Annotated in this window: 18 protein-coding genes and 2 tRNA genes; 15 read left to right on the plus strand and 5 right to left on the minus strand. The window is 66.7% G+C overall.

What is annotated here, in order from left to right; translation table 11 throughout:
- Nucleotides 1-77 precede the first annotated feature (77 nt).
- Both gltX and J7I89_RS08130 read left to right on the plus strand, forming a co-directional pair.
- Nucleotides 78-1,613, plus strand: coding sequence for a glutamate--tRNA ligase (gene gltX / locus J7I89_RS08125; RefSeq protein ID WP_214968950.1), 1,536 nt, complete (start codon nt 78-80; stop codon nt 1,611-1,613).
- Nucleotides 1,613-2,371 (plus strand): HAD family hydrolase, encoded by a 759-nt coding sequence (locus J7I89_RS08130; protein WP_214968952.1) that lies wholly within the window; start codon nt 1,613-1,615, stop codon nt 2,369-2,371. Before gltX ends, J7I89_RS08130 begins: the two co-directional genes overlap by 1 nt.
- Nucleotides 2,372-2,456: 85 nt before the next feature.
- On the opposite strand, the gene J7I89_RS08135 is transcribed toward J7I89_RS08130, so the two are convergent.
- Nucleotides 2,457-3,830: a hypothetical protein gene (locus J7I89_RS08135; RefSeq protein WP_308159837.1), complete on the minus strand. Its 1,374-nt coding sequence runs from the start codon at nt 3,828-3,830 to the stop codon at nt 2,457-2,459.
- 478 nt (nt 3,831-4,308) lie between these two features.
- Here J7I89_RS08135 and J7I89_RS08140 point away from each other — a divergent pair.
- The 7 genes from J7I89_RS08140 to J7I89_RS08170 all read left to right on the plus strand — a co-directional run bounded on the left by J7I89_RS08140 (nt 4,309) and on the right by J7I89_RS08170 (nt 9,594).
- Nucleotides 4,309-4,380 (plus strand) — tRNA-Gln (locus J7I89_RS08140).
- Between the two features lie 129 nt (nt 4,381-4,509).
- A tRNA-Glu gene (locus J7I89_RS08145) sits at nt 4,510-4,585 on the plus strand.
- A 98-nt stretch (nt 4,586-4,683) separates the two neighbouring features.
- Nucleotides 4,684-6,465: a dynamin family protein gene (locus J7I89_RS08150; protein ID WP_214968956.1), complete on the plus strand. Its 1,782-nt coding sequence runs from the start codon at nt 4,684-4,686 to the stop codon at nt 6,463-6,465.
- Complete coding sequence (locus J7I89_RS08155; protein WP_214968958.1) at nt 6,462-8,078, plus strand: GTPase; 1,617 nt, start codon at nt 6,462-6,464, stop codon at nt 8,076-8,078. The genes J7I89_RS08150 and J7I89_RS08155 overlap by 4 nt, the downstream gene beginning before the upstream one ends.
- 114 nt (nt 8,079-8,192) lie before the next feature.
- Nucleotides 8,193-8,828: a hypothetical protein gene (locus J7I89_RS08160; protein WP_214968960.1), complete on the plus strand. Its 636-nt coding sequence runs from the start codon at nt 8,193-8,195 to the stop codon at nt 8,826-8,828.
- Nucleotides 8,828-9,091 carry a helix-turn-helix transcriptional regulator gene (locus J7I89_RS08165; protein WP_214968961.1) on the plus strand — a complete coding sequence of 88 codons (264 nt, stop codon included), beginning with the start codon at nt 8,828-8,830 and terminating at the stop codon, nt 9,089-9,091. Before J7I89_RS08160 ends, J7I89_RS08165 begins: the two co-directional genes overlap by 1 nt.
- 104 nt (nt 9,092-9,195) lie before the next feature.
- Nucleotides 9,196-9,594: a DUF805 domain-containing protein gene (locus J7I89_RS08170; RefSeq protein ID WP_214968963.1), complete on the plus strand. Its 399-nt coding sequence runs from the start codon at nt 9,196-9,198 to the stop codon at nt 9,592-9,594.
- Between the two features lie 132 nt (nt 9,595-9,726).
- Here J7I89_RS08170 and J7I89_RS08175 read toward each other — a convergent pair whose 3' ends face one another.
- From J7I89_RS08175 to J7I89_RS08190, 4 genes are all read right to left on the minus strand, one after another.
- Nucleotides 9,727-10,275 (minus strand): DUF1697 domain-containing protein, encoded by a 549-nt coding sequence (locus tag J7I89_RS08175; RefSeq protein ID WP_214968965.1) that lies wholly within the window; start codon nt 10,273-10,275, stop codon nt 9,727-9,729.
- 42 nt (nt 10,276-10,317) lie between these two features.
- On the minus strand, nt 10,318-10,716 hold the full coding sequence (locus J7I89_RS08180) for a nuclear transport factor 2 family protein (protein ID WP_214968967.1): 399 nt from the start codon (nt 10,714-10,716) through the stop codon (nt 10,318-10,320).
- Between the two features lie 58 nt (nt 10,717-10,774).
- Nucleotides 10,775-10,957, minus strand: a complete 183-nt coding sequence (locus J7I89_RS08185) for a nuclear transport factor 2 family protein (RefSeq protein ID WP_214968969.1) — start codon at nt 10,955-10,957, stop codon at nt 10,775-10,777.
- Nucleotides 10,958-11,392: 435 nt separating this feature from the next.
- Nucleotides 11,393-12,112: an IclR family transcriptional regulator gene (locus J7I89_RS08190; RefSeq protein ID WP_043420062.1), complete on the minus strand. Its 720-nt coding sequence runs from the start codon at nt 12,110-12,112 to the stop codon at nt 11,393-11,395.
- 111 nt (nt 12,113-12,223) lie between these two features.
- Between J7I89_RS08190 and leuC the strand changes: the two genes are divergently transcribed.
- The 6 genes from leuC to J7I89_RS08220 all read left to right on the plus strand — a co-directional run bounded on the left by leuC (nt 12,224) and on the right by J7I89_RS08220 (nt 18,780).
- Entirely contained in the window at nt 12,224-13,681 is a 1,458-nt protein-coding gene (gene leuC, locus J7I89_RS08195; protein ID WP_214968971.1) for a 3-isopropylmalate dehydratase large subunit, read from the plus strand.
- A 9-nt stretch (nt 13,682-13,690) separates the two neighbouring features.
- Nucleotides 13,691-14,293, plus strand: a complete 603-nt coding sequence (gene leuD / locus J7I89_RS08200) for a 3-isopropylmalate dehydratase small subunit (RefSeq protein WP_214968972.1) — start codon at nt 13,691-13,693, stop codon at nt 14,291-14,293.
- Between the two features lie 191 nt (nt 14,294-14,484).
- On the plus strand, nt 14,485-15,810 hold the full coding sequence (murA, locus tag J7I89_RS08205; RefSeq protein ID WP_214968974.1) for a UDP-N-acetylglucosamine 1-carboxyvinyltransferase: 1,326 nt from the start codon (nt 14,485-14,487) through the stop codon (nt 15,808-15,810).
- A gap of 11 nt (nt 15,811-15,821) precedes the next feature.
- The gene (locus J7I89_RS08210) at nt 15,822-16,568 is read left to right on the plus strand and encodes a 1-acyl-sn-glycerol-3-phosphate acyltransferase (protein ID WP_214968976.1); all 747 of its coding nucleotides are present in this window, start codon (nt 15,822-15,824) and stop codon (nt 16,566-16,568) included.
- Nucleotides 16,565-17,617: an NAD(P)H-dependent glycerol-3-phosphate dehydrogenase gene (locus tag J7I89_RS08215; RefSeq protein WP_214968977.1), complete on the plus strand. Its 1,053-nt coding sequence runs from the start codon at nt 16,565-16,567 to the stop codon at nt 17,615-17,617. The genes J7I89_RS08210 and J7I89_RS08215 overlap by 4 nt, the downstream gene beginning before the upstream one ends.
- A 17-nt stretch (nt 17,618-17,634) precedes the next feature.
- On the plus strand, nt 17,635-18,780 hold the full coding sequence (locus tag J7I89_RS08220; protein WP_214968979.1) for a D-alanine--D-alanine ligase family protein: 1,146 nt from the start codon (nt 17,635-17,637) through the stop codon (nt 18,778-18,780).
- Nucleotides 18,781-18,782 lie beyond the last annotated feature (2 nt).

Here is an 18,782-nt window from a genome sequence, read left to right on the forward strand (position 1 = left end):
ACGTGGCGGCTGTCCTGTTTCGCAGCGGGGTTCAGCCGCCAGCCCGGCATGGCGCACGCGGTAAAGTTGGTGTCACTATGACTACTCCCTCTGCGCCCAACCCCGTCTCCAGCTCCGCCCCCCTTGAAATGAGCCGCGAAGTCACCGCCGAAACCCCGGTGCGTGTCCGGTTTTGCCCCTCGCCGACCGGCACCCCGCACGTCGGCCTGATCCGCACGGCCCTCTTCAACTGGGCCCATGCGCGGCACACCAACGGCACCTTCGTCTTCCGGATCGAGGACACGGACGCAGCCCGCGACTCGGAGGAGAGCTACCAGCAGCTGCTGGAGGCCCTCAAGTGGCTCGGAATCACCTGGGAAGAGGGCGTGGAAGTCGGCGGGCCGCACGAACCGTACCGCCAGTCGCAGCGCCTGGACCTCTACAAGGACGTGGTCGCCAAGCTGATAGACGCCGGCCACGCCTACGAGGCGTACTCCACGCCGGAGGAAGTCGAGGCACGCCACCGCGCCGCCGGCCGGGACCCCAAGCTGGGCTATGACAACTTCGACCGGAACCTCTCGGCCGAACAGATTGCCGCGTTCAAGGCCGAGGGCCGCCAGCCCGTGCTCCGCGTGCGGATGCCGGACGAGGACGTCACCTTCGCCGACATGGTCCGCGGCGACATCACATTCAAGGCCGGCAGCATTCCGGACTACGTCATTGTCCGTGCCGACGGCTCTCCGCTGTACACCCTGGTCAACCCCGTCGACGATGCGCTCATGGGCATCACGCACGTCCTCCGCGGCGAGGACCTGCTCTCCTCCACGCCCCGCCAGGTGGTGCTGATCCGCGCGCTGATGGAAATCGGTGTGGCCAGCTACATGCCCGTCTTCGGCCACCTGCCGTACGTCATGGGCGAGGGGAACAAGAAGCTCTCCAAGCGCGACCCGCAGTCCAACCTGTTCCTGCTCCGGGACCGCGGTTTCATCCCCGAAGGCCTGCTGAACTACCTCTCCCTGCTTGGCTGGAGCCTGTCCGCCGACGAGGACATCTTCACGGTGGAGCAGCTCATCGAGCACTTCGACGTCAACGACGTCCTCGCCAACCCGGCCCGCTTCGACATCAAGAAGGCCGAGGCCATCAACGGCACGCACATCCGCATGCTTGAGCCGGAGGACTTCCGCGGGCGGCTCGTCCCGTACCTGCAGGCCGCTGGATTCGTGGGCGAGAACCTCACCGCACGGCAGGAAGAGGTCCTCGCCGAGGCAGCGCCGCTGATCCAGGAGCGCATCTCCCTGCTGGGCGAGGCCCCGGAGATGCTCGCCTTCCTGTTCAAGGACGACGACGCCATCGACATCGCCGATGACGCACGCAAGGGCCTGCCGGCAAACCTGGCTGAGGTGCTGGACGCGGCGCTGGCCGCCCTCGAGCCCGTCGCGGACTGGAACGCGGAAAACATCCAGTCTGCCCTGAAGCAGGCGCTCGTGGAGGATCTTGGGATCAAGCCGCGGCTGGCGTTCGGACCCGTCCGCACTGCGATCTCCGGGCGCCGGATCTCTCCGCCGCTGTTCGAATCCATGGTGATCCTGGGCAAAGACTCGTCCCTGGCGCGCATCCGCGCCTTCCGCGGCTGATGACCCGTCCGGCCGCGGAAACCGCTGGCGCCCTCCACCGCCGGCCGCCCGGTGCCGTCAACGGTGTCCTGTTCGACATCGACGACACCCTTGTGGACCTTGCGTACGCCATGACCACGGCGTTGCGCGATGTCAGCGAACACCTCCTGCCCCGCCTGGACCAGACGGGGTGGGAGAAGTTCGGCAGGATCTTCACCCACGAAACCACTCACTACTACGACCGCTACCTCGCCGGCGAGCTGACGTTCAACGAGCAACGGCTGCTCCGTGGCCGGGCGGCGCTGGGCCACTTCGGCGTTGAACTCGGCGAAGGTGAGGAATCCCGGCACTGGCTCAGTTCGTATTCGCGCCTCCAGCCCAGTTACGTGAGGGCGTTCGAGGACGTTGTCCCGCTCCTGGACGCACTGGACTCGGCAGACATTCCCTACGGTGCAGTGAGCAACAACGTCCACGACTACCAGCGCGTTAAGCTGGACAGCGCCGGGCTGGAACGCATTGGCATCCTCGTGGGGACGGACACCGTGGGTGTGCCAAAACCTGACCCCGCCATCTACCTGGAAGGTGTCCGGCTTCTTGGCAGTTCCGCGGACACGACGCTTTACGTCGGGGACAACCGGCTGCTCGACGCTGAAGGCTCGACGGCGGCAGGCCTCCTGGGCGTCTGGCTGAACCGCGGCGGGGAGCCGGACCCGGGTTTTGAGGGACACGAGATCGGCTCCCTGCTGGAGCTGCTGGGGTGGCTGGCACTGCCGGAGTAAGGCGCCCCTCGGATCTGCGCGGCCCGCGATGGGACCGGGCCTGGACACGGTTGTGTCCCGGCCCGGCCTCGGGCGGCTTAGGGGCTTACCGTAACGGCCGCCTTGACCTCATGGCGAGGAACGCACCCACCGAGCCGAGGCCCAGGACGCCCACGAGGCCCAGGGCCATGACGGCATCGGACTGCCGGACCATGCTTGCAGGGGACACCGCAGAGACTGCCGAATACAGGGTGCCGGTGCCTTCGGCGATCCGGGCGTTGCCGTCAGCGAGCCTGCCCGCGCCGGTGGCGAGCTGCGTGGAACCCGCTGCAAGCCTGGTGCTGCCGTCCGACAGCTTGGATGCGCCGGCAGCGAGGGCCTGGGAACCGCCGAGCAGGCCGGGGCTGCCCGGATTTGCAGGATCTCCCTTGATGCCCGCATTCAGCGACACCGTGCCGTCGGCCAGGCGCTGGCTGCCCTCGGTCATCCCCGCAGTGGCCTTGAGTAGTCCCGGGCGCGCGGGATTCCCCGGCACGCCGTCCATGCCCACCCGGAGCTTGGACGTGCCCTCGGCCAGGAGTTCTGTGCCCATTACAACGCCAGGGCTGTTCGGGTCCCGGCTGTTGAGCTTGCCTGCCAGGGTGGCGAATCCTGCTGTCAGCCTCCCTGTTCCTGCATGGAGCTGTCCGGCGCCCGAGTCCAGCCGTGCCGCGCCAGCGTTGAGCCGTGCCGCTCCGGACTGCAGCTGGGAAGCGCCGGCGTCCAGCTTCTGCGCACCAGCCCTGATCTTTGCGATCTTGTCTTTGACCACGGACAGGGGAACCAGGCCCTGCACGGGATCTGAGGCAGCTGCCTCCAACAATTCCAGCGCCTGTGCGATCGCAGCGGTTCCGGTGCCTGCCGCGGGGTCATTGTTCGCGCCGCGGTAGCCCTTGAGCTGGACTGCGCCAGCCGCCAGGCGGTTTGTGCCGGCGGCCAGTTCAGCGGTTCCGTCCGCCAGTCGCGCCGCCCCGCCGTCGAGCTGGGTGGCGCCGTCCGCCAGGTTGTTCGGGACGTTGCCTGCCGCCGTCGGTGTCAGGGCGGCGGATAGCCGGACGGCTCCGGAAGCGAGTTTGTGGGCGCCGTCGTCGACTTTGTAGACACCGGGGGCGAGTTTGCCGTTGACGTCGTTTTCGATTTTCACGGCGCCAGCGGCAAGCCGGGCAGCGCCAGCCTCAAGCTTGTCAGCCCCCGGAGCGAGTTTGCTGCTGATTCCTGAATGGATCCGGTCCGCGCCTTCCGCGAGCTTTGTTGCCCCTGCATCCGCCTGGCTGGCCCCGCTGGCCAGTTGGCCGGCGCCTGTCTTCAACTGTTCGGCACCCGTGGAGGCCAGGCCTGCCCCGTCCTTCAGCCTGGCCGAGCCGTCCGTGACGCGGCCGGTCACGAGCGTATAGAACGCCAGCAGTGCCACGAGCAGCAGAGCAAGGATCGCGATGGCCACCTGTTGCGTCCGGGGCCAGGTTCTGCCTGCAACGACGGTGCGACTCCGCGAGGCAGGTGATTCAGGCTCAAGCGATTCCGGCCGAAGCGATTCCGGCACAGATGGTTCCCACACAGATGGTTCCAACACAGATTGTTCCTCTCGACGGTCCTGCCGGCGGCGGCTTTGCCGCCGGTCATTCCCCGCAACTGTGATGCGGCTAACAACCGCGAATGCTCGCAGTTCGGCCCGCAAGAACGTGGGGGAGGAGGTAGTTACTTGCTGGTAACTTACCGAGCGTAAACTTATCGAGGCCGGATTTGCAAGGTTTTTCGTTGTTCGGTGGGGTGCGGGTGGCCAAAGTCAGTCAGGCGCTGGGGATTCCAGAGGGCCACCGCGGTCGATTTGTGCGACGCAAAAGTCTCGGGTAAAGTAATTACTCGTGCTGAGGCGCTGAGAGCGAAGGTTTAGGCCTTTTCGACCGGCCCGAAAGTTTCATTGGGATATGGTGTAATTGGCAACACTACGGTTTCTGGTACCGTCATTCTAGGTTCGAGTCCTGGTATCCCAGCTCTGAAAATCCGCGGAATTCCGCTGATTATCGGGAGTTTCAAGTCAAGCTTTTCGATTTGAAACACGTGCTGAGTGTGTGAAACAATCACTTAGCCTGACCGGCTGAATGGCCGGTTGTAAAGTACACGGCCCCATCGTATAGCGGCCTAGTACGCCGCCCTCTCACGGCGGTAACGCGGGTTCGAATCCCGCTGGGGTCACCAACGAACCGGCTCCGGGCATCAGCCCGGGGCCGGTTTTCTTTGTCGGCGGCTACGGCCTGCCTGAGCCGCAGCAGATCCTGAACTGGCATGATGATGCTGTGACCTCCTCCAACGAGCGCCCACCGGCCAACGGACAGAAGAAGGAAGCGCAGTCTGCTGCCGCCGTCGCCCTCCTGGAAGCCGTCCGCCGGGATCTGTCCTCCGTATCGCTGCCGCTGGAGCTTCCCGGCGTCGAGCGGGCCCGGCTGGACATCCGCAACTGCGTGGCCCAGCTTGATGACTACATCCTTCCGCGGTACCGCAGCCTGGAGGCTCCGCTGCTGGCCGTCGTCGGCGGCTCCACCGGGGCCGGCAAATCAACACTCGTGAACGCGCTCGTAGGCCACCCGGTGACCCGGGCCGGTGCCATCCGGCCCACCACCCGCCAGCCTATCCTCCTGCACCATCCCGCGGATGCCCCCTGGTTCGAGGACCAACGCGTCCTGCCGAGCCTGAGCCGCATCAGGGGCACCGTGGTTGCTGCCCCCGTGCCGGCCAACCAGGCCGGGCCGGCTCCCGATGCGGCTCCGATTTCATCGCTGGTGCTGGTGGGGGACCCGGCCGTGCCGGAAGGGATTGCCCTGCTGGATGCCCCCGACGTCGACTCCATCTCCGATGACAACCGGAAGCTCGCCGGCCAGCTCCTGGCGGCCGCCGATCTCTGGGTCTTTGTCACCACCGCCAACCGCTACGCTGACGCCGTTCCCTGGAAGCTGCTGCTGGACGCGGCGTCGCGGGACATCATGGTCGCCGTGGTCCTCGACCGGGTCCCGCCCGCGGCGGAAGCTGAGGTGAGTGAGGACCTCCGCGCCATGCTGGGACGGGAAGGACTGGGTGACGCCGGCCTGTTCGTCATCCCTGAGGTGACCCTGGACAGGCTAGGCATGCTGCCAACCGACGCCACCGAAGAACTTGGAACGTGGCTGCGGAACCTCGCCGCGGACGCCGCGGGGAGGGCTGACATCGCCCGGCGAACGCTCAACGGGACAGTCAAGGCGCTGAGTCAGAGGGTGCAGCTCGTGGCGGCGGCGTCGAAGGAGCAAAGGCGGGCCGCCGGGCTCCTGGGTGAGGACGCACGGAACGCCTATCAGGACGCCGTCGCCAGGATCCTCAATGCCACCAAGGACGGCGCCCTGCTGCGCGGTGAGGTGCTGGCCCGCTGGCAGGATTTCGTCGGCACCGGGGAGTTCTTCCGGAGCCTGGAGCAGAACATCGGCCGTTTTCGGGACCGCGTAGGCGCCTTCTTCCGCGGCGAACCAACGCCGGCGATCAGGGTGGAAACTGCCATTGAAACGGGACTGCAGGCAGTCATCGTCGACGAAGCCGCCAACGCGGCGGAGGACGCGGACCAGCGCTGGCGCTCGGACCCCGCAGGCCGCCAACTCCTGGGCACCGAGGACCTTTCAGGAACCAGCCCGGGGTTCGCCGAGGCCGTAGCCGCGGAGATCCGCGTCTGGCAGGGGAGCCTCATGGAGCTCATCCGGACGGAGGGGCAGGGCAAACGGGCGCAGGCAAGGTGGCTGTCCTTCGGTATCAACGGCCTCGGTGCCGCACTCATGATCGTGGTGTTCTCGATGACTGCCGGCCTGACGGGTCTTGAGATCGGAGTCGCAGGAGGCACCGCCGTCGTCGGCCAAAAACTGCTGGAGGCGGTCTTCGGCGAAGACGCCGTGCGGCGGCTTGCGCGGACGGCCCGTGAAGACCTGCACACCCGTTGCCAGAACCTGTTGCAGGCCGAGCAGCTGCGCTTCCTGGACCGGCTGGACCCGGACACGGGCGCCGGGGCGGAAGTCCTCGCAGGGCACGCAGAGGCGCTGAAGAGGCTGGCGGGCGCCGCGTGAGCCGTCACGGCGGAGCCAGGGAGGCATCCCGGCTGCAGCTCCGCCTCGAGGCACTGAATGACGCCCGGGAGCTTGCCGAAGGCGTCCTGCCGGACGCGACCCTTGACGAGGTCCTCAAGGTGCTGGAGCGGGCCAGTTCACGGCGGTCCCTGTCCGCGGATCACACAGTGGTGGGCTTTTTCGGCGCCACGGGAAGCGGCAAATCCACCCTGTTCAACGCGGTCAACGGAGCCGAAATCGCGACGGCGGCCGCCCGCCGGCCCACCACGTCGGAACCTCTGGCGAGCGTCTGGGGAGCGGACGGCAGCGAAGCGCTGCTGGACTGGCTGGACGTGCGCCAGCGCCATCATGCCGGCACCGTGGACGGATTCGCCGACGAATCCAGCGGCCTCATCCTCCTGGACCTGCCCGACTTTGATTCGACGCGGGCTGCCAACCGCGAGACCGTGCAGCGCCTCGTGGGCATGGTGGACGTTCTGGTGTGGGTGCTGGATCCGCAGAAGTATGCCGACGCCGCCGTCCACAATGACTTCCTGGCGCCGCTGGCATCCCACGGCGCCGTGACGCTGGTGGTGCTAAACCAGATCGACCGGCTCCCCGAAGCCGACGTGAAGCCTGTCATGGAATCGCTCAGGGGCATCCTGGCCCGGGACGGACTGGGCAAAGTGCAGGTCTTGGCGGCCTCGGCGCTGACCGGGGCCGGGGTGGACAAGGTCTGGGCAGCCATCCGCCAGGTGGTTGCGCAGCGGGAAGCCTTGTCCCTGCGGCTATCGGCCGATGTGTCCCAGGCGGCCGGGCGGCTGCTGGACGCCTCGGGGGCCGGCGAGCCCGCCGGCGTAAAGAGCGGAACCGGGGCGCGGCTCGCGGAGGAACTCTCCCGTGCGGCCAACGTGCCGCTGGTGGTTGAGGCCGTGGCGCGGTCGTACAAGCACGAGTCCACCCGGCGCACGGGCTGGCCCGTCACCAGATGGCTCGTTCGCTTCCGGCCGGATCCGCTCCGCCGGCTCAATCTGCGCAGCAGTTCCAATGCCGAAGTCAACCGGACCTCGCTGCCTCCCGCCGGAGCGCCGGAGCGGGCCCGGACCGATGCTGCGGTCCGGGACTTCGCCGATGCCGCGAGCGACGGCGCTCCCGGCCCGTGGCGGGCGTCCATCCGTGGTGCCGCCCGCGAGGGTAGAGAGCGCCTGCCGGACGCTTTGGACCAAGCCATTGCCGGTGCCGACCTGAAGGCCGGGAAGAAGTCCTGGTGGTGGGGAGTGTTCAATGTGATCCAGTGGCTGGCGCTGCTCACCGCCGTGGGCGGGCTCGGGTGGCTGGGCGTGCTGGCTGTCCTCGGCTACCTTCAGCTTCCGGTCCCCGAGGTGCCCCGGGTGGAGGGCTGGCCGATTCCCACACTCATGATTGCCGGGGGAGCGGTGCTGGGCATTTTCCTCGCGGTCACCGCGAAGTTCATCACAGCCGCCGCGGCACGCATGCGGGCCGCGGCGGCGAGGAAACGGCTCAAGTCCGCCGTCGCCGACGTCGCCGGGAAGCTTGTGGTGGAGCCTGTGGAGGTGGAAATCAGCCGCCTGAAATCCTTCAACGCTGCCGTGAAGGCCGCCGCGGCCGCCTAGGACGTGTCTCGTTATTGCACCTGCCGGCATGCCGACCGCCTCGTTGACACGCCACTTCAGCGTCGGTAGCTTATCGTATCGTTGTTAACGATTGTCGATAATTTTGGGGGAACGATGAAGCTGACCAGAACAAACCCGCCGGGTCCCGGAACGAAGAACGTTGTCTCCAGGACGGATGCGATCCTGCTCATGATCGCTTCGGCCGCCGCGGCGGTCATGACGACGGTCCTGACCGTATCCGGCATCATCAAATCGTTCACCGAGCCGGTGACGCTCACCCTTCCGGTGGCCACGTCGCACCTGACGGCGACGGGGCTGGACCTGGGGGCGAGGGGTCACTACACGGCTCTTGAGGCGACCATCCCCTCCCTGCCGTCCGGGCCGGGGGCGCTCCTGTCGTGGGGCACGGCGCTGAATCAGGTGGGCATTCTGGCCGTCCTGGCCTTGGTGTTCCTGCTGGCCTTCCGGCTCCGCGGTGAGAACCTGTTCACCCCCGGGTCGGCGTGGGTTGTGGGCGCCTGCGGGGCCGTCCTTGCCCTGGCCGGGACGATCGGGCAGGTTCTGGACTCCATCGCGCGAAGCCGCGTGGCAGAGATGATCGGGGCCAACCAGCGCACTCCAGATGAGGCCTACATTTTCTCGGCGGACTTCAACGTCGGCCCCCTGATGGCCGGCATCGTCCTGGTGCTTGTCGCCGGAGTCTTTCAGTTCGGGCGGCGTCTCCAGAAAGACACCGAGGGCCTGGTCTGATGCCCGCCGAGGAGTCATCGGCAATCCATTGCCGGCTCGATGAACTGCTGGCCGTGCGCGGGATGACCCTGACCCAGCTGAGCAGAATCGTCGGCGTGAGCCTGGTGAACCTGTCCGTGCTGAAGAATGACCGGGCGAAGGCCATCCGGTTCTCCACCCTGGCGGCCGTCTGTGAAGCCCTGGATTGCCAGGTGGGGGATCTGCTGGTGGCCGCCCGCCCGGTGTCCGGGCAACCGGTCCACGGTCCTTCAGCGCATCCCTGATTTCCTGGAAAGCCGGGTCACAGAAGGTTTCAGCCAAATGAGCGCAGTCCTGGCAGGGCGGCGAACCGCCGCTCTGGGCACCGTATTATGGGGCGCCGTTCCCGGTGGCCATCAAACGGTTCTTCAAGAAGTACGCCACGTTCTCCGGCCGGGCCAGCCGGAGCGAGTACTGGTGGTGGACCCTTGTATCCGTTGCAGTGAGCATCGTCCTGAACATCATCATCGGAGCGGGCGCCGCCGCGACGACGACGGCCTCAAGCCTCAGCAGCGCTCCGGCTCCCGGCCCCGGTGCCACCATCGGCTACATCCTGCTCGTCATCTGGGTGCTGGCCACCATCGTTCCGTCGTTGGCTCTCGTCGTGCGCCGTTTGCACGACGGCGACTTCAGCGGCTGGCTGGTGCTTATTGGACTGGTGCCATTCCTGGGCGCACTTGCACTGCTGGTGTTCATGATTTTGCCGTCCAACCCGGCCGGTCAGAGGTTCGACCAGCCCGGCGCATAAGCGCATTGGCAGCCCGGAGTGCGGACCTACACTGAGACCGCACGAACCACCAACAGAAGGACCCGCCGTCACTGACGGCGGGTCCTTCTGTTGGACGGTGGTGTCCGGTTCAGCCTGGTCCGGCCGCTGCGACTAGCCGCCGGACTCGATGGCCGCCGCGGCGTCCCGGACCTTGACCATGGTCCGCAGGTTGCGTGTCGTGGTCGAAGCCTTGTACTTCGGCTTGGCCGAGAGCTTGCTGAAGGGGCTGTCCAGGGTCCAGCCTGCCGGGGCAAGCCAGGCCGACGCCTCCGGGCCGAGCCGGGTCTGCTCCACCCCGCCGAGCGACTCCCCGGCGGTGAACAGCTCGTCAAGCGCCGCGGTGTCCGAGGCCAGCGTGATGTATGTATGCGTGGTCTTGTTGTCCGCCGGGTAGTGGCACGCCTCCACGAGCTCCGCCACCCGGGAGGCCGTGAGCACCACCACCCAGGCGTCGTAGCCGAAGGTCTCCCGCAGGCACGCCTCAAATTCCTTCTTGACCGCTGCCGGTTTCAGTTCGCTGGCCAGCACCACGTTGCCGCTGGCCAGGAGCGTCTTCACGTCGGCGAACGGCCGGGACTTCAGGGCCTCCTTGAGGTCCGCCATCTTGATGCTGATGCCGCCCACGTTGATGCCGCGGAGGAACACTGCGTAGCTCGTCATCCGCCCAGCCTACTGTGCACGGTGACCCGCCCTGGAGCACCGTCACTCGGTCACGGTGTCGGCATGCCGATGGGCCACCTTCCATTCGCCGCCTTCGCGGCGATACACCTGAGTGGCCCGCAGGGTATAACTTCGCGGCTGACCGTTGACGGAGGCAGAGGTGTGCTCAAGGCCGGCGGTATAGGCCATGTCATCCACGACGTCATAGGCCTGCAATTCGAACGCGTACGACGTGCAGTCGGAGAAACTCTTCTCGAGGCCAGCGAAGACCTCGTCCAGTTCATGCTGGCCATAGGCGTTACGCCACGCACCCAGGATGCTCACGGGCTCGTTGCGTGACCACAGGGCCCGGCGCGGGGCCGAATCGCCGTTGTGAAGGGCCAGTTCCGCTTGGTAAAGCGCGGACTTGACCCAGGCGAGGAAGTCGTCGCGGTCGCTCATGCCTCAGTATGCTCCTGGCACCGCGGTTTGTGCATTAGATCCAACCTCCCCGGCACGGCTAGCCCTGGACCACCGAATCTGCTGTCTGCCTGCCCACCGCCGGATCAGCGTGCCGGTGCAAGAGCTTCCACCCGCCGGACTCCCGACGGTAGATGCACGTGACCCGCAGCGCCACATCGCTCATGTCTTCCCGGCCGCCGACCTTGGCGCGGAGCCTCTCGATCTCGACCGTATACGCCATGGTCCTCGCCCACCGACTTCGCGATGGCCTCACAGGTCGATGGCTCTCCGTCGCGGTAATAGGAAGCCGCCCGCTCAAGCTGCTCGTAAACGGCGTCCCTGCCCCGCCCGAACCCGCCGAACGGGTTCCCGAGGGTGATGTCCTCCTTCTGGGAGTACAGCTCCTTGTACCCGCTGGGGTCACCTCTGGTGATCATGGTGAGGGCGGCCCTAGCCTGCGCCAGCGCATCCTCGAATCCTGAATTCCCCATCGCCCGCTCCTTTCGCCTGTCAACACAGATTGTGCCAGCGCAACTCGCCCCCGTCACCGGTTCGCAAGCCGCGGCACACGGCGGAGGACGCCGGGGCGTTCTTTAGTTCTCTCCCGACACACTGAGAGAACCCGTCGAGCAGAACCCCAGCCGCGATCGAGCCGCCATTCTGATCTCCGGGAGCGTCAGTCGTTGTTCTTGCGGAGTGCTTCCGTGAGGACGCGGGCGGCGTTGCAGACAACTTCGGCATGCAGCCGGCCGGGCTGCCGGGTGAGGCGCTCGATGGGCCCGGAAATGGACACGGCGGCGATCACCCTTCCGGAGGGTCCGCGCACGGGTGCAGAGACTGAGGCGACCCCCGGCTCACGTTCGCCGAGGCTCTGGCCCCAGCCCCGCCGTCGTACTCCTGCAAGCACGGTGGGCGTGAAGCGCGCGGACTGCAGTCCCTCCAGCAGGCGGTCGTGGTCTTCCCACGCGAGCAGGACCTGCGCGGCGGAACCGGCCTTCATGGACAGCTGCGTCCCCACGGGGATGGTGTCGCGGAGGCCGATCGGCCGTTCCGCCGAGGCGACGCAGACGCGCCAGTCGCCCTGGCGCCGGAAGATCTGGGCGCTTTCACCCGTGGCGTCGCGGAGCTGCATGAGCACTGGCCCCGCCGAGGCAATCAGCCTGTCCTCACCCGCGGCAGAAGCGAGTTCGACAAGCCGGCTGCCCAGGACAAACCTGCCCTGGATGTCACGGCTCACGAGCCGGTGGTGAACAAGGGCCAGGGCAAGCCTGTGCACCGTGGGCCGTGCCAGTCCGGTGGCAGCCACGAGCTGCGCCAGGGTGGTGGGCCCCGCCTCGAGTGCGTCCAGCACCTGGGCCGCTTTATCAATGACACCGACGCCACTAGAATTGTCCATGTAATGATATTGCCGTCTCAATATCTGAGATGCAAATCATTTGGCTGGCGTATTACACGGCTCTGCTGTTTCAGTGGAAGTAACAGTCAACAGCAGTGAAGGGAGATGGCCATGGCGAACACATTGGCCGAGAAAGTCTGGGACGCGCACGTGGTGCGCAAAGGCGACGGCGACGGCGCCAACGCCCAGCCGGACCTTCTCTACATCGACCTCCACCTCGTCCACGAGGTAACGTCGCCGCAGGCTTTCGAGGGACTCCGCCTGGCCGGCCGCAAGCTGCGCCGCCCGGACCTGACCATCGCCACCGAGGACCACAACACTCCGACGCTGGACATCGACAAGCCTATCGCCGATCTCACCAGCCGGACGCAGATCCAGACGCTGCGCAACAACTGCCAGGAGTTCGGCGTCCGCCTGCACTCCCTGGGCGACGCCGAGCAGGGCATCGTGCACGTGGTGGGCCCGCAGCTCGGACTCACCCAGCCGGGCATGACCGTGGTCTGCGGCGATTCACACACCTCCACGCACGGCGCGTTCGGCGCGCTGGCCATGGGCATCGGCACGTCCGAGGTGGAGCACGTCATGGCCACCCAGACGCTGTCCCTCAAGCCGTTCAAGACCATGGCCATCAACGTCGAGGGCACGCTCCGCCCCGGCGTCACTGCCAAAGACATCATCCTGGCCGTCATCGCCAAGATCGGCACCGGCGGGGGCCAGGGCTATGTACTGGAGTACCGCGGCTCGGCCATCCGCGCCCTGTCGATGGAAGCCCGGATGACCATCTGCAACATGTCCATCGAGGCCGGCGCCCGCGCGGGCCTGGTCGCCCCGGACCAGACCACGTACGACTATATGTACGGACGCCCGCACGCGCCGGAGGGTGCCGAGTGGGATGCCGCCGTCGAGTACTGGAACACCCTTCGCAGCGACGACGACGCCGTCTTTGATGCCCAGGTGGACCTCGACGCCAACACGCTGGAGCCGTTCGTCACGTGGGGCACCAACCCGGGCCAGGGCGTCTCGCTCTCCGACAAGGTGCCTTCGCCTAACGACTTCGGCGACGAGAACGCCAAGGCCGCCGCCGAGCGCGCCCTGCAGTACATGGGCCTCGAGGCCGGAACGCGGATGAAGGACATCCGGGTGGACACCGTCTTCCTGGGCTCCTGCACGAACTCCCGCATCGAGGACCTGCGCGCCGCTGCGGACGTCATCCGCGGCCGGCAGAAGGACCCCAAGGTCCGCATGCTGGTGGTGCCGGGATCCGCCCGCGTCCGCCTTGAGGCGGAGGCCGAGGGCCTGGACCGGGTGTTCAAGGACTTCGGCGCGGAATGGCGGTTCGCCGGATGCTCCATGTGCCTGGGCATGAACCCGGACCAGCTGGAGCCGGGGGAGCGCTGCGCCTCGACGTCCAACCGGAACTTCGAAGGGCGCCAGGGCAAAGGCGGGCGCACCCACCTGGTGTCGCCGGTGGTGGCAGCCGCCACGGCCGTGCGCGGAACGCTCAGCTCGCCGTCGGACCTTGATCCGGCCCCGGAATCCGCAGCCCTCCAGACGACCGACGCAGCCTAGGAAGACTCCATGGAAAAGTTCACCACGCACACCGGAATCGGCGTCCCGCTGCGCCAGAGCAACGTCGACACCGACCAGATCATCCCCGCCGTGTACCTCAAGCGGATCACCCGCACCGGCTTCGAGGACGCCCTGTTCTCGGCCTGGCGGAAGGACCCTTCCTTCATCCTGAACCAGGCACCGTTCAACGCCGGTTCCGTTCTGGTGGCCGGGCCGGACTTCGGCACGGGCTCCTCGCGGGAGCACGCCGTCTGGGCGCTCAAGGACTACGGCTTCAAGACCGTGCTCTCGTCCCGTTTCGCCGACATCTTCCGCGGCAACTCGGGCAAGCAGGGTCTCCTGGCGGCCGAGCTGGCCCAGGACGACATCGAGCTCATCTGGAAGACGCTGGAGAACGCGCCCGGCACCGAGGTAACGGTTGACCTCGTGTCCAAGACCGTGATCTGCGGCAACGTGGTTGCTCCGTTCGAGATCGACGACTACACCCGCTGGCGCCTGCTCGAGGGCCTCGACGACATCGGCCTGACCCTCAAGCATGAGGAAGACATCACTGCCTACGAAGCCACCCGGCAATCGTTCAAGCCCAAAACGCTGCCCGCCCGGCTGTCCTGACCGCAGAGTTCCATCAGTAGGCCCGCCGCAGCGACCTGCGGCGGGCCTTTTTGCTGCACCGGAAATCCGCTCCAGGCTGCTGCCGGGCCGCGCCCGGAGCGCCCGTATTTCGGTTCGGTAACGCAAGCTCATATGCTTAGCTGGAGCCTTTGTAAGGATTTGGGGGCGAGAAGTCGTGAGGAAACCGGTAAATGAGTAGTGTTCTGACAATCCGCGGAGGCGTCCCGCTAACTGGCCGTGTCAGCGTCCGTGGTGCCAAGAACCTTGTGCCCAAGGCCATGGTCGCCGCGCTGCTGGGCAACGAGCCCTCTGTGCTCCGGAACGTTCCGGAAATCAAGGACGTCGAGGTTGTCACCAGCCTGCTTCAGCTCCACGGGGTGACCGTGGTGAAGGATCCCGTGACCGGCGATCTCACCCTGGACCCGAAGGACGCCAAGACGGCGCCGAGCACGGCGATTGATGCCCACGCCGGTGACTCGCGCATCCCGATCCTGCTGTGCGGACCCCTGATCCACGCCATCGGCGAAGCGTTCATTCCGGATCTAGGCGGCTGCAAAATCGGCGACCGCCCCATCGACTACCACCTGAACGTGCTCCGCCAGTTCGGCGCCGTCGTGGAAAAGCGGCCGGGCGGTATCCACATCTCGGCCCCGCGCGGCCTGCACGGCGCGAAGATCTCCCTTCCGTACCCGTCTGTGGGTGCAACGGAACAGGTCCTGCTCAGTGCAACACGCGCCGAGGGCATCACCGAGCTCTCGGGAGCGGCCACCGAACCCGAGATCGTCGACCTCATCGCCGTGCTGCAGAAAATGGGCGCCATCATCAGCGTCCAGACGGACCGCACCATCCGCATCGAGGGCGTCCGCGACCTCGGCGGCTACAACCACCGTGCGCTCTCGGACCGCAACGAATCGGCGTCGTGGGCTTCCGCTGCCCTGGTGACCCGCGGTGACATCTTCGTCGAAGGCGCTTCCCAGCGGGACATGATGACCTTCCTGAACACCTTCCGCAAGGTGGGCGGCGGCATGGACATCGGCGACGACGGCATCCGCTTCTACCACCGCGGCGGCAAGCTTTCGCCGCTGGTGCTTGAAACCGACGTCCACCCCGGCTTCATGACCGACTGGCAGCAGCCGCTGGTCGTCGCACTGACGCAGGCCGAGGGCGTGTCCATCGTTCACGAGACCGTGTACGAGAACCGCTTCGGCTTCACGGACGCCCTCATCCGCATGGGCGCTAGCATCCAGGTCCACCGCGAGTGCCTCGGCAGCGTGCCGTGCCGCTTCGGGCAGCGGAACTTCCTGCACTCGGCGGTCATTTCCGGCCCGACGCAGCTCAAGGGCACGGACATCGATGTTCCGGACCTGCGCGGCGGCTTCAGCCACCTAATTGCCGCCCTGGCGGCCACCGGCACCTCGCGGGTGACGGGGATCGACATCATCAACCGCGGCTATGAGCGGTTCACCGAAAAGCTGGCAGGGCTCGGCGCCGACTTCGACATCACGTCGGCGAAGTAAGCGGTGCCCCTGTGAAGGAATCGGCCAAGAGCCACATCACATTCGTGATCATTGCCGGCATTGCCCGGCCCCTGCTGAACCTGATGATGAACAAGAAGTGGGAAGGCACCGAAAAACTTCCCGCCGGCGGATTCATCGCCGCGCCCAACCACTGCACCGAGATTGATCCGCTGGTGGTCGGACACATGCTGTACAACCAGAAGCGTGCCCCGCACTTCCTGGCTAAGGCCGGCCTTTTCAAGGTGCCCGTGCTGGGCAACCTGCTCCACGCCGTCAAGCAGATCCCAGTGGAACGCTCGACGGCGGGTGCGAACCGCTCGCTGCAGCTCGCCCAGGAGATCGTGGCCGAGGGCGGCGCCATTGTCATCTACCCGGAGGGCACGCTGACACGGGATCCGGGCCTCTGGCCCATGAAGGGCCACACCGGCGCCGCCCGGCTGGCGCTGGAAGGCGGGATCCCGGTGGTGCCCATGGCCCACTGGGGTGCCCACGAAGTCTTCCCCCGGTATGCCAAGAGGTTTCACTTGTTTCCGAGGAAAACGTCCCGGATTCTGATCGGCGGTCCCGTGGATCTGTCCCGCTTCGAGGGCCGTCCCCTGGACAAGGCCACCCTCATGGAGGCCACCGAAGTGATCATGGCCGCCGTCACGGGCCTGCTGGCCGAACTCCGCGGAGAGCAGCCCCCGGCCCAGCGCTGGGACCCGGCGGCGCATAAACAGACGAAGCACGGCCGCGATGTTGAGCGGGGCGGGAAGTGACGCCAGTGCAGGGCCGGCCCGGCTCAGCGGTGTCCGTGGCGGTGCTCGGCGCCGGTTCATGGGGTACCACTTTCGCCAAGATCCTGGCCGACGCCGCCACGGCCTCCGGCGTCGAACGCCGCATCAGGCTCTGGGGCCGGCGGGCTGAAGTTGTGGAGCAAATCAACCTGCACCACCGCAACCCCCAGTACCTGGCCGACGTCGAACTTCCGCCGAGCATCACCGCGTCCACCGACGTCGCTGAGGTGCTGACCGGAGCAGACCTGGTGGTCCTCGCAGTTCCGGCGCAGTCGCTGCGCCTGCAGCTGCGGGATTGGAAGCCGCTCCTGGAGCCCGACGCCCTGGTGGTGTCGCTCATGAAGGGCCTCGAGCTCAACACCGACGCCCGCATGAGCGAGGTGATCTGCGAGGAACTGGACATCCCCGCCAGCCGCATTGCCGTGGTGTCCGGCCCCAACCTGGCCATGGAAATCGCCCGCGAAGAGCCCACCGCTTCGGTTGTGGCCTGTCCCAACTCCGCGGTGGCCGGCTGGATCGCACGGAGCTGCACGGCCCCGTATTTCCGCCCCTACACCACCACCGACATCGTGGGCGTTGAAATCGGCGGGATCGTCAAGAACGTCATTGCCCTGGCCGTCGGAATCTGCGAGGGAAAGCAGATGGGCGACAACACCAAAGCGTCGGTGATCACGAGGGGACTGGCCGAGACCTCGCGTCTGGCCCTCGCGCTGGGCGGCTCAGCCCAAACCATGGCTGGCCTCGCCGGGCTGGGGGACCTCGTGGCCACGTGCTCGTCGCCGCTGTCCCGTAACCACACCGCGGGCCGCCTGCTCGGCCAGGGCCTCACCCTGGACGAAGTGGCCGAAAAAATGACACAGACGGCCGAAGGCATCAAGTCAGGGCAGGCAGTTCACGAACTTGCCGGTAAGCTCGGCGTCGAGATGCCCATCACGGCGGCCGTCGTCGCCGTGCTGGCCGGAAAATTGTCCGTTGACCAACTGGGGCCGCTGCTGCTGGCCCGGGAACTTAAATCCGAAGGCGATTACTGACAGTGTCGGAAGAAAACTTGACCGCAGCGGACAAGCAAACCCAGAGCAAGACAAACCAGAGCAAACCCCGAGTCGCTGTCCTCTTCGGCGGGCGTTCGAGCGAGCACGCGGTCAGCTGCGTCACCGCGGCCGGCGTGCTGGGCGCCATCGACCGGAACAAATACGAGGTGATTCCCATCGGGATCGCCAAGTCCGGCCAGTGGGTCCTCGCGGCCGGGGACACCGGGCAATGGTCGCTGTCCTCATCCTTGCTGCCTGAAGTTGCGCCGTCGAACCAGACGGTGACCTTGGCGGAGATCGGCGGGGAACACCAGCTGATCGTGGCGTCCCCCAACGAGGTGCCGCAGGAACTGGGCACCGTTGACGTCGTCTTCCCGCTGCTGCACGGCCCGTTCGGCGAGGACGGGACCATCCAGGGCCTCCTGGAACTGTCCGATACCCGCTACGTGGGTGCCGGGGTCCTGGCGTCGGCCGTGGGCATGGACAAGCACTTCATGAAGGTGGTCTTCGAGGCTGCGGGACTGCGGGTGGGGCCGTACATTGCGGTTACGGACCGGCAGTGGCGCAACGATCCCGAGTCTGTGCGCAAGCGCGTGGATCTGCTCGGGTTCCCGGTGTTCGTCAAGCCTGCGCGCGCGGGATCGTCGATGGGCATCTCCAAGGTGGACTCGCTCGAGGACCTCGACGCCGCGATCGAAGCTGCCAGGGAACACGATCCCAAGCTCGTGATCGAGGCCGGGATCGTGGGCCGGGAGATCGAGTGCGCGGTGCTGGAAGGCCGCGGCTCGGACGCGCCGCGGACGTCACTGCCGGGCGAAATCTCCGTGGCCGGCGGCGAGCACGAATTCTACGACTTCAACGCCAAATACGTGGATGACGCAGCCGCGCTCAGCTGCCCTGCGGACATGCCGGACGAAGCGATTGCCAGGGTCCGCGAGCTCGCCGCGGTGGCGTTCGACGCCGTCGGAGCCGAGGGCCTGAGCCGGGTGGACTTCTTCTACACGGCCGACGGCGCTCTCATCATTAATGAGATCAACACGATGCCCGGGTTCACGCCGAAGAGCATGTACCCGCAGATGTGGGCGGCGTCAGGGCTGAGCTACGCGGAACTGATCGACGAACTGATCCACCTGGCCCTGAACCGAAAGACCGGCCTCCGCTAGAA

This window comes from Arthrobacter sp. ISL-5 (genome assembly GCF_018613835.1).
In the GTDB taxonomy this organism is placed as follows: Bacteria; Actinomycetota; Actinomycetes; order Actinomycetales; family Micrococcaceae; genus Arthrobacter.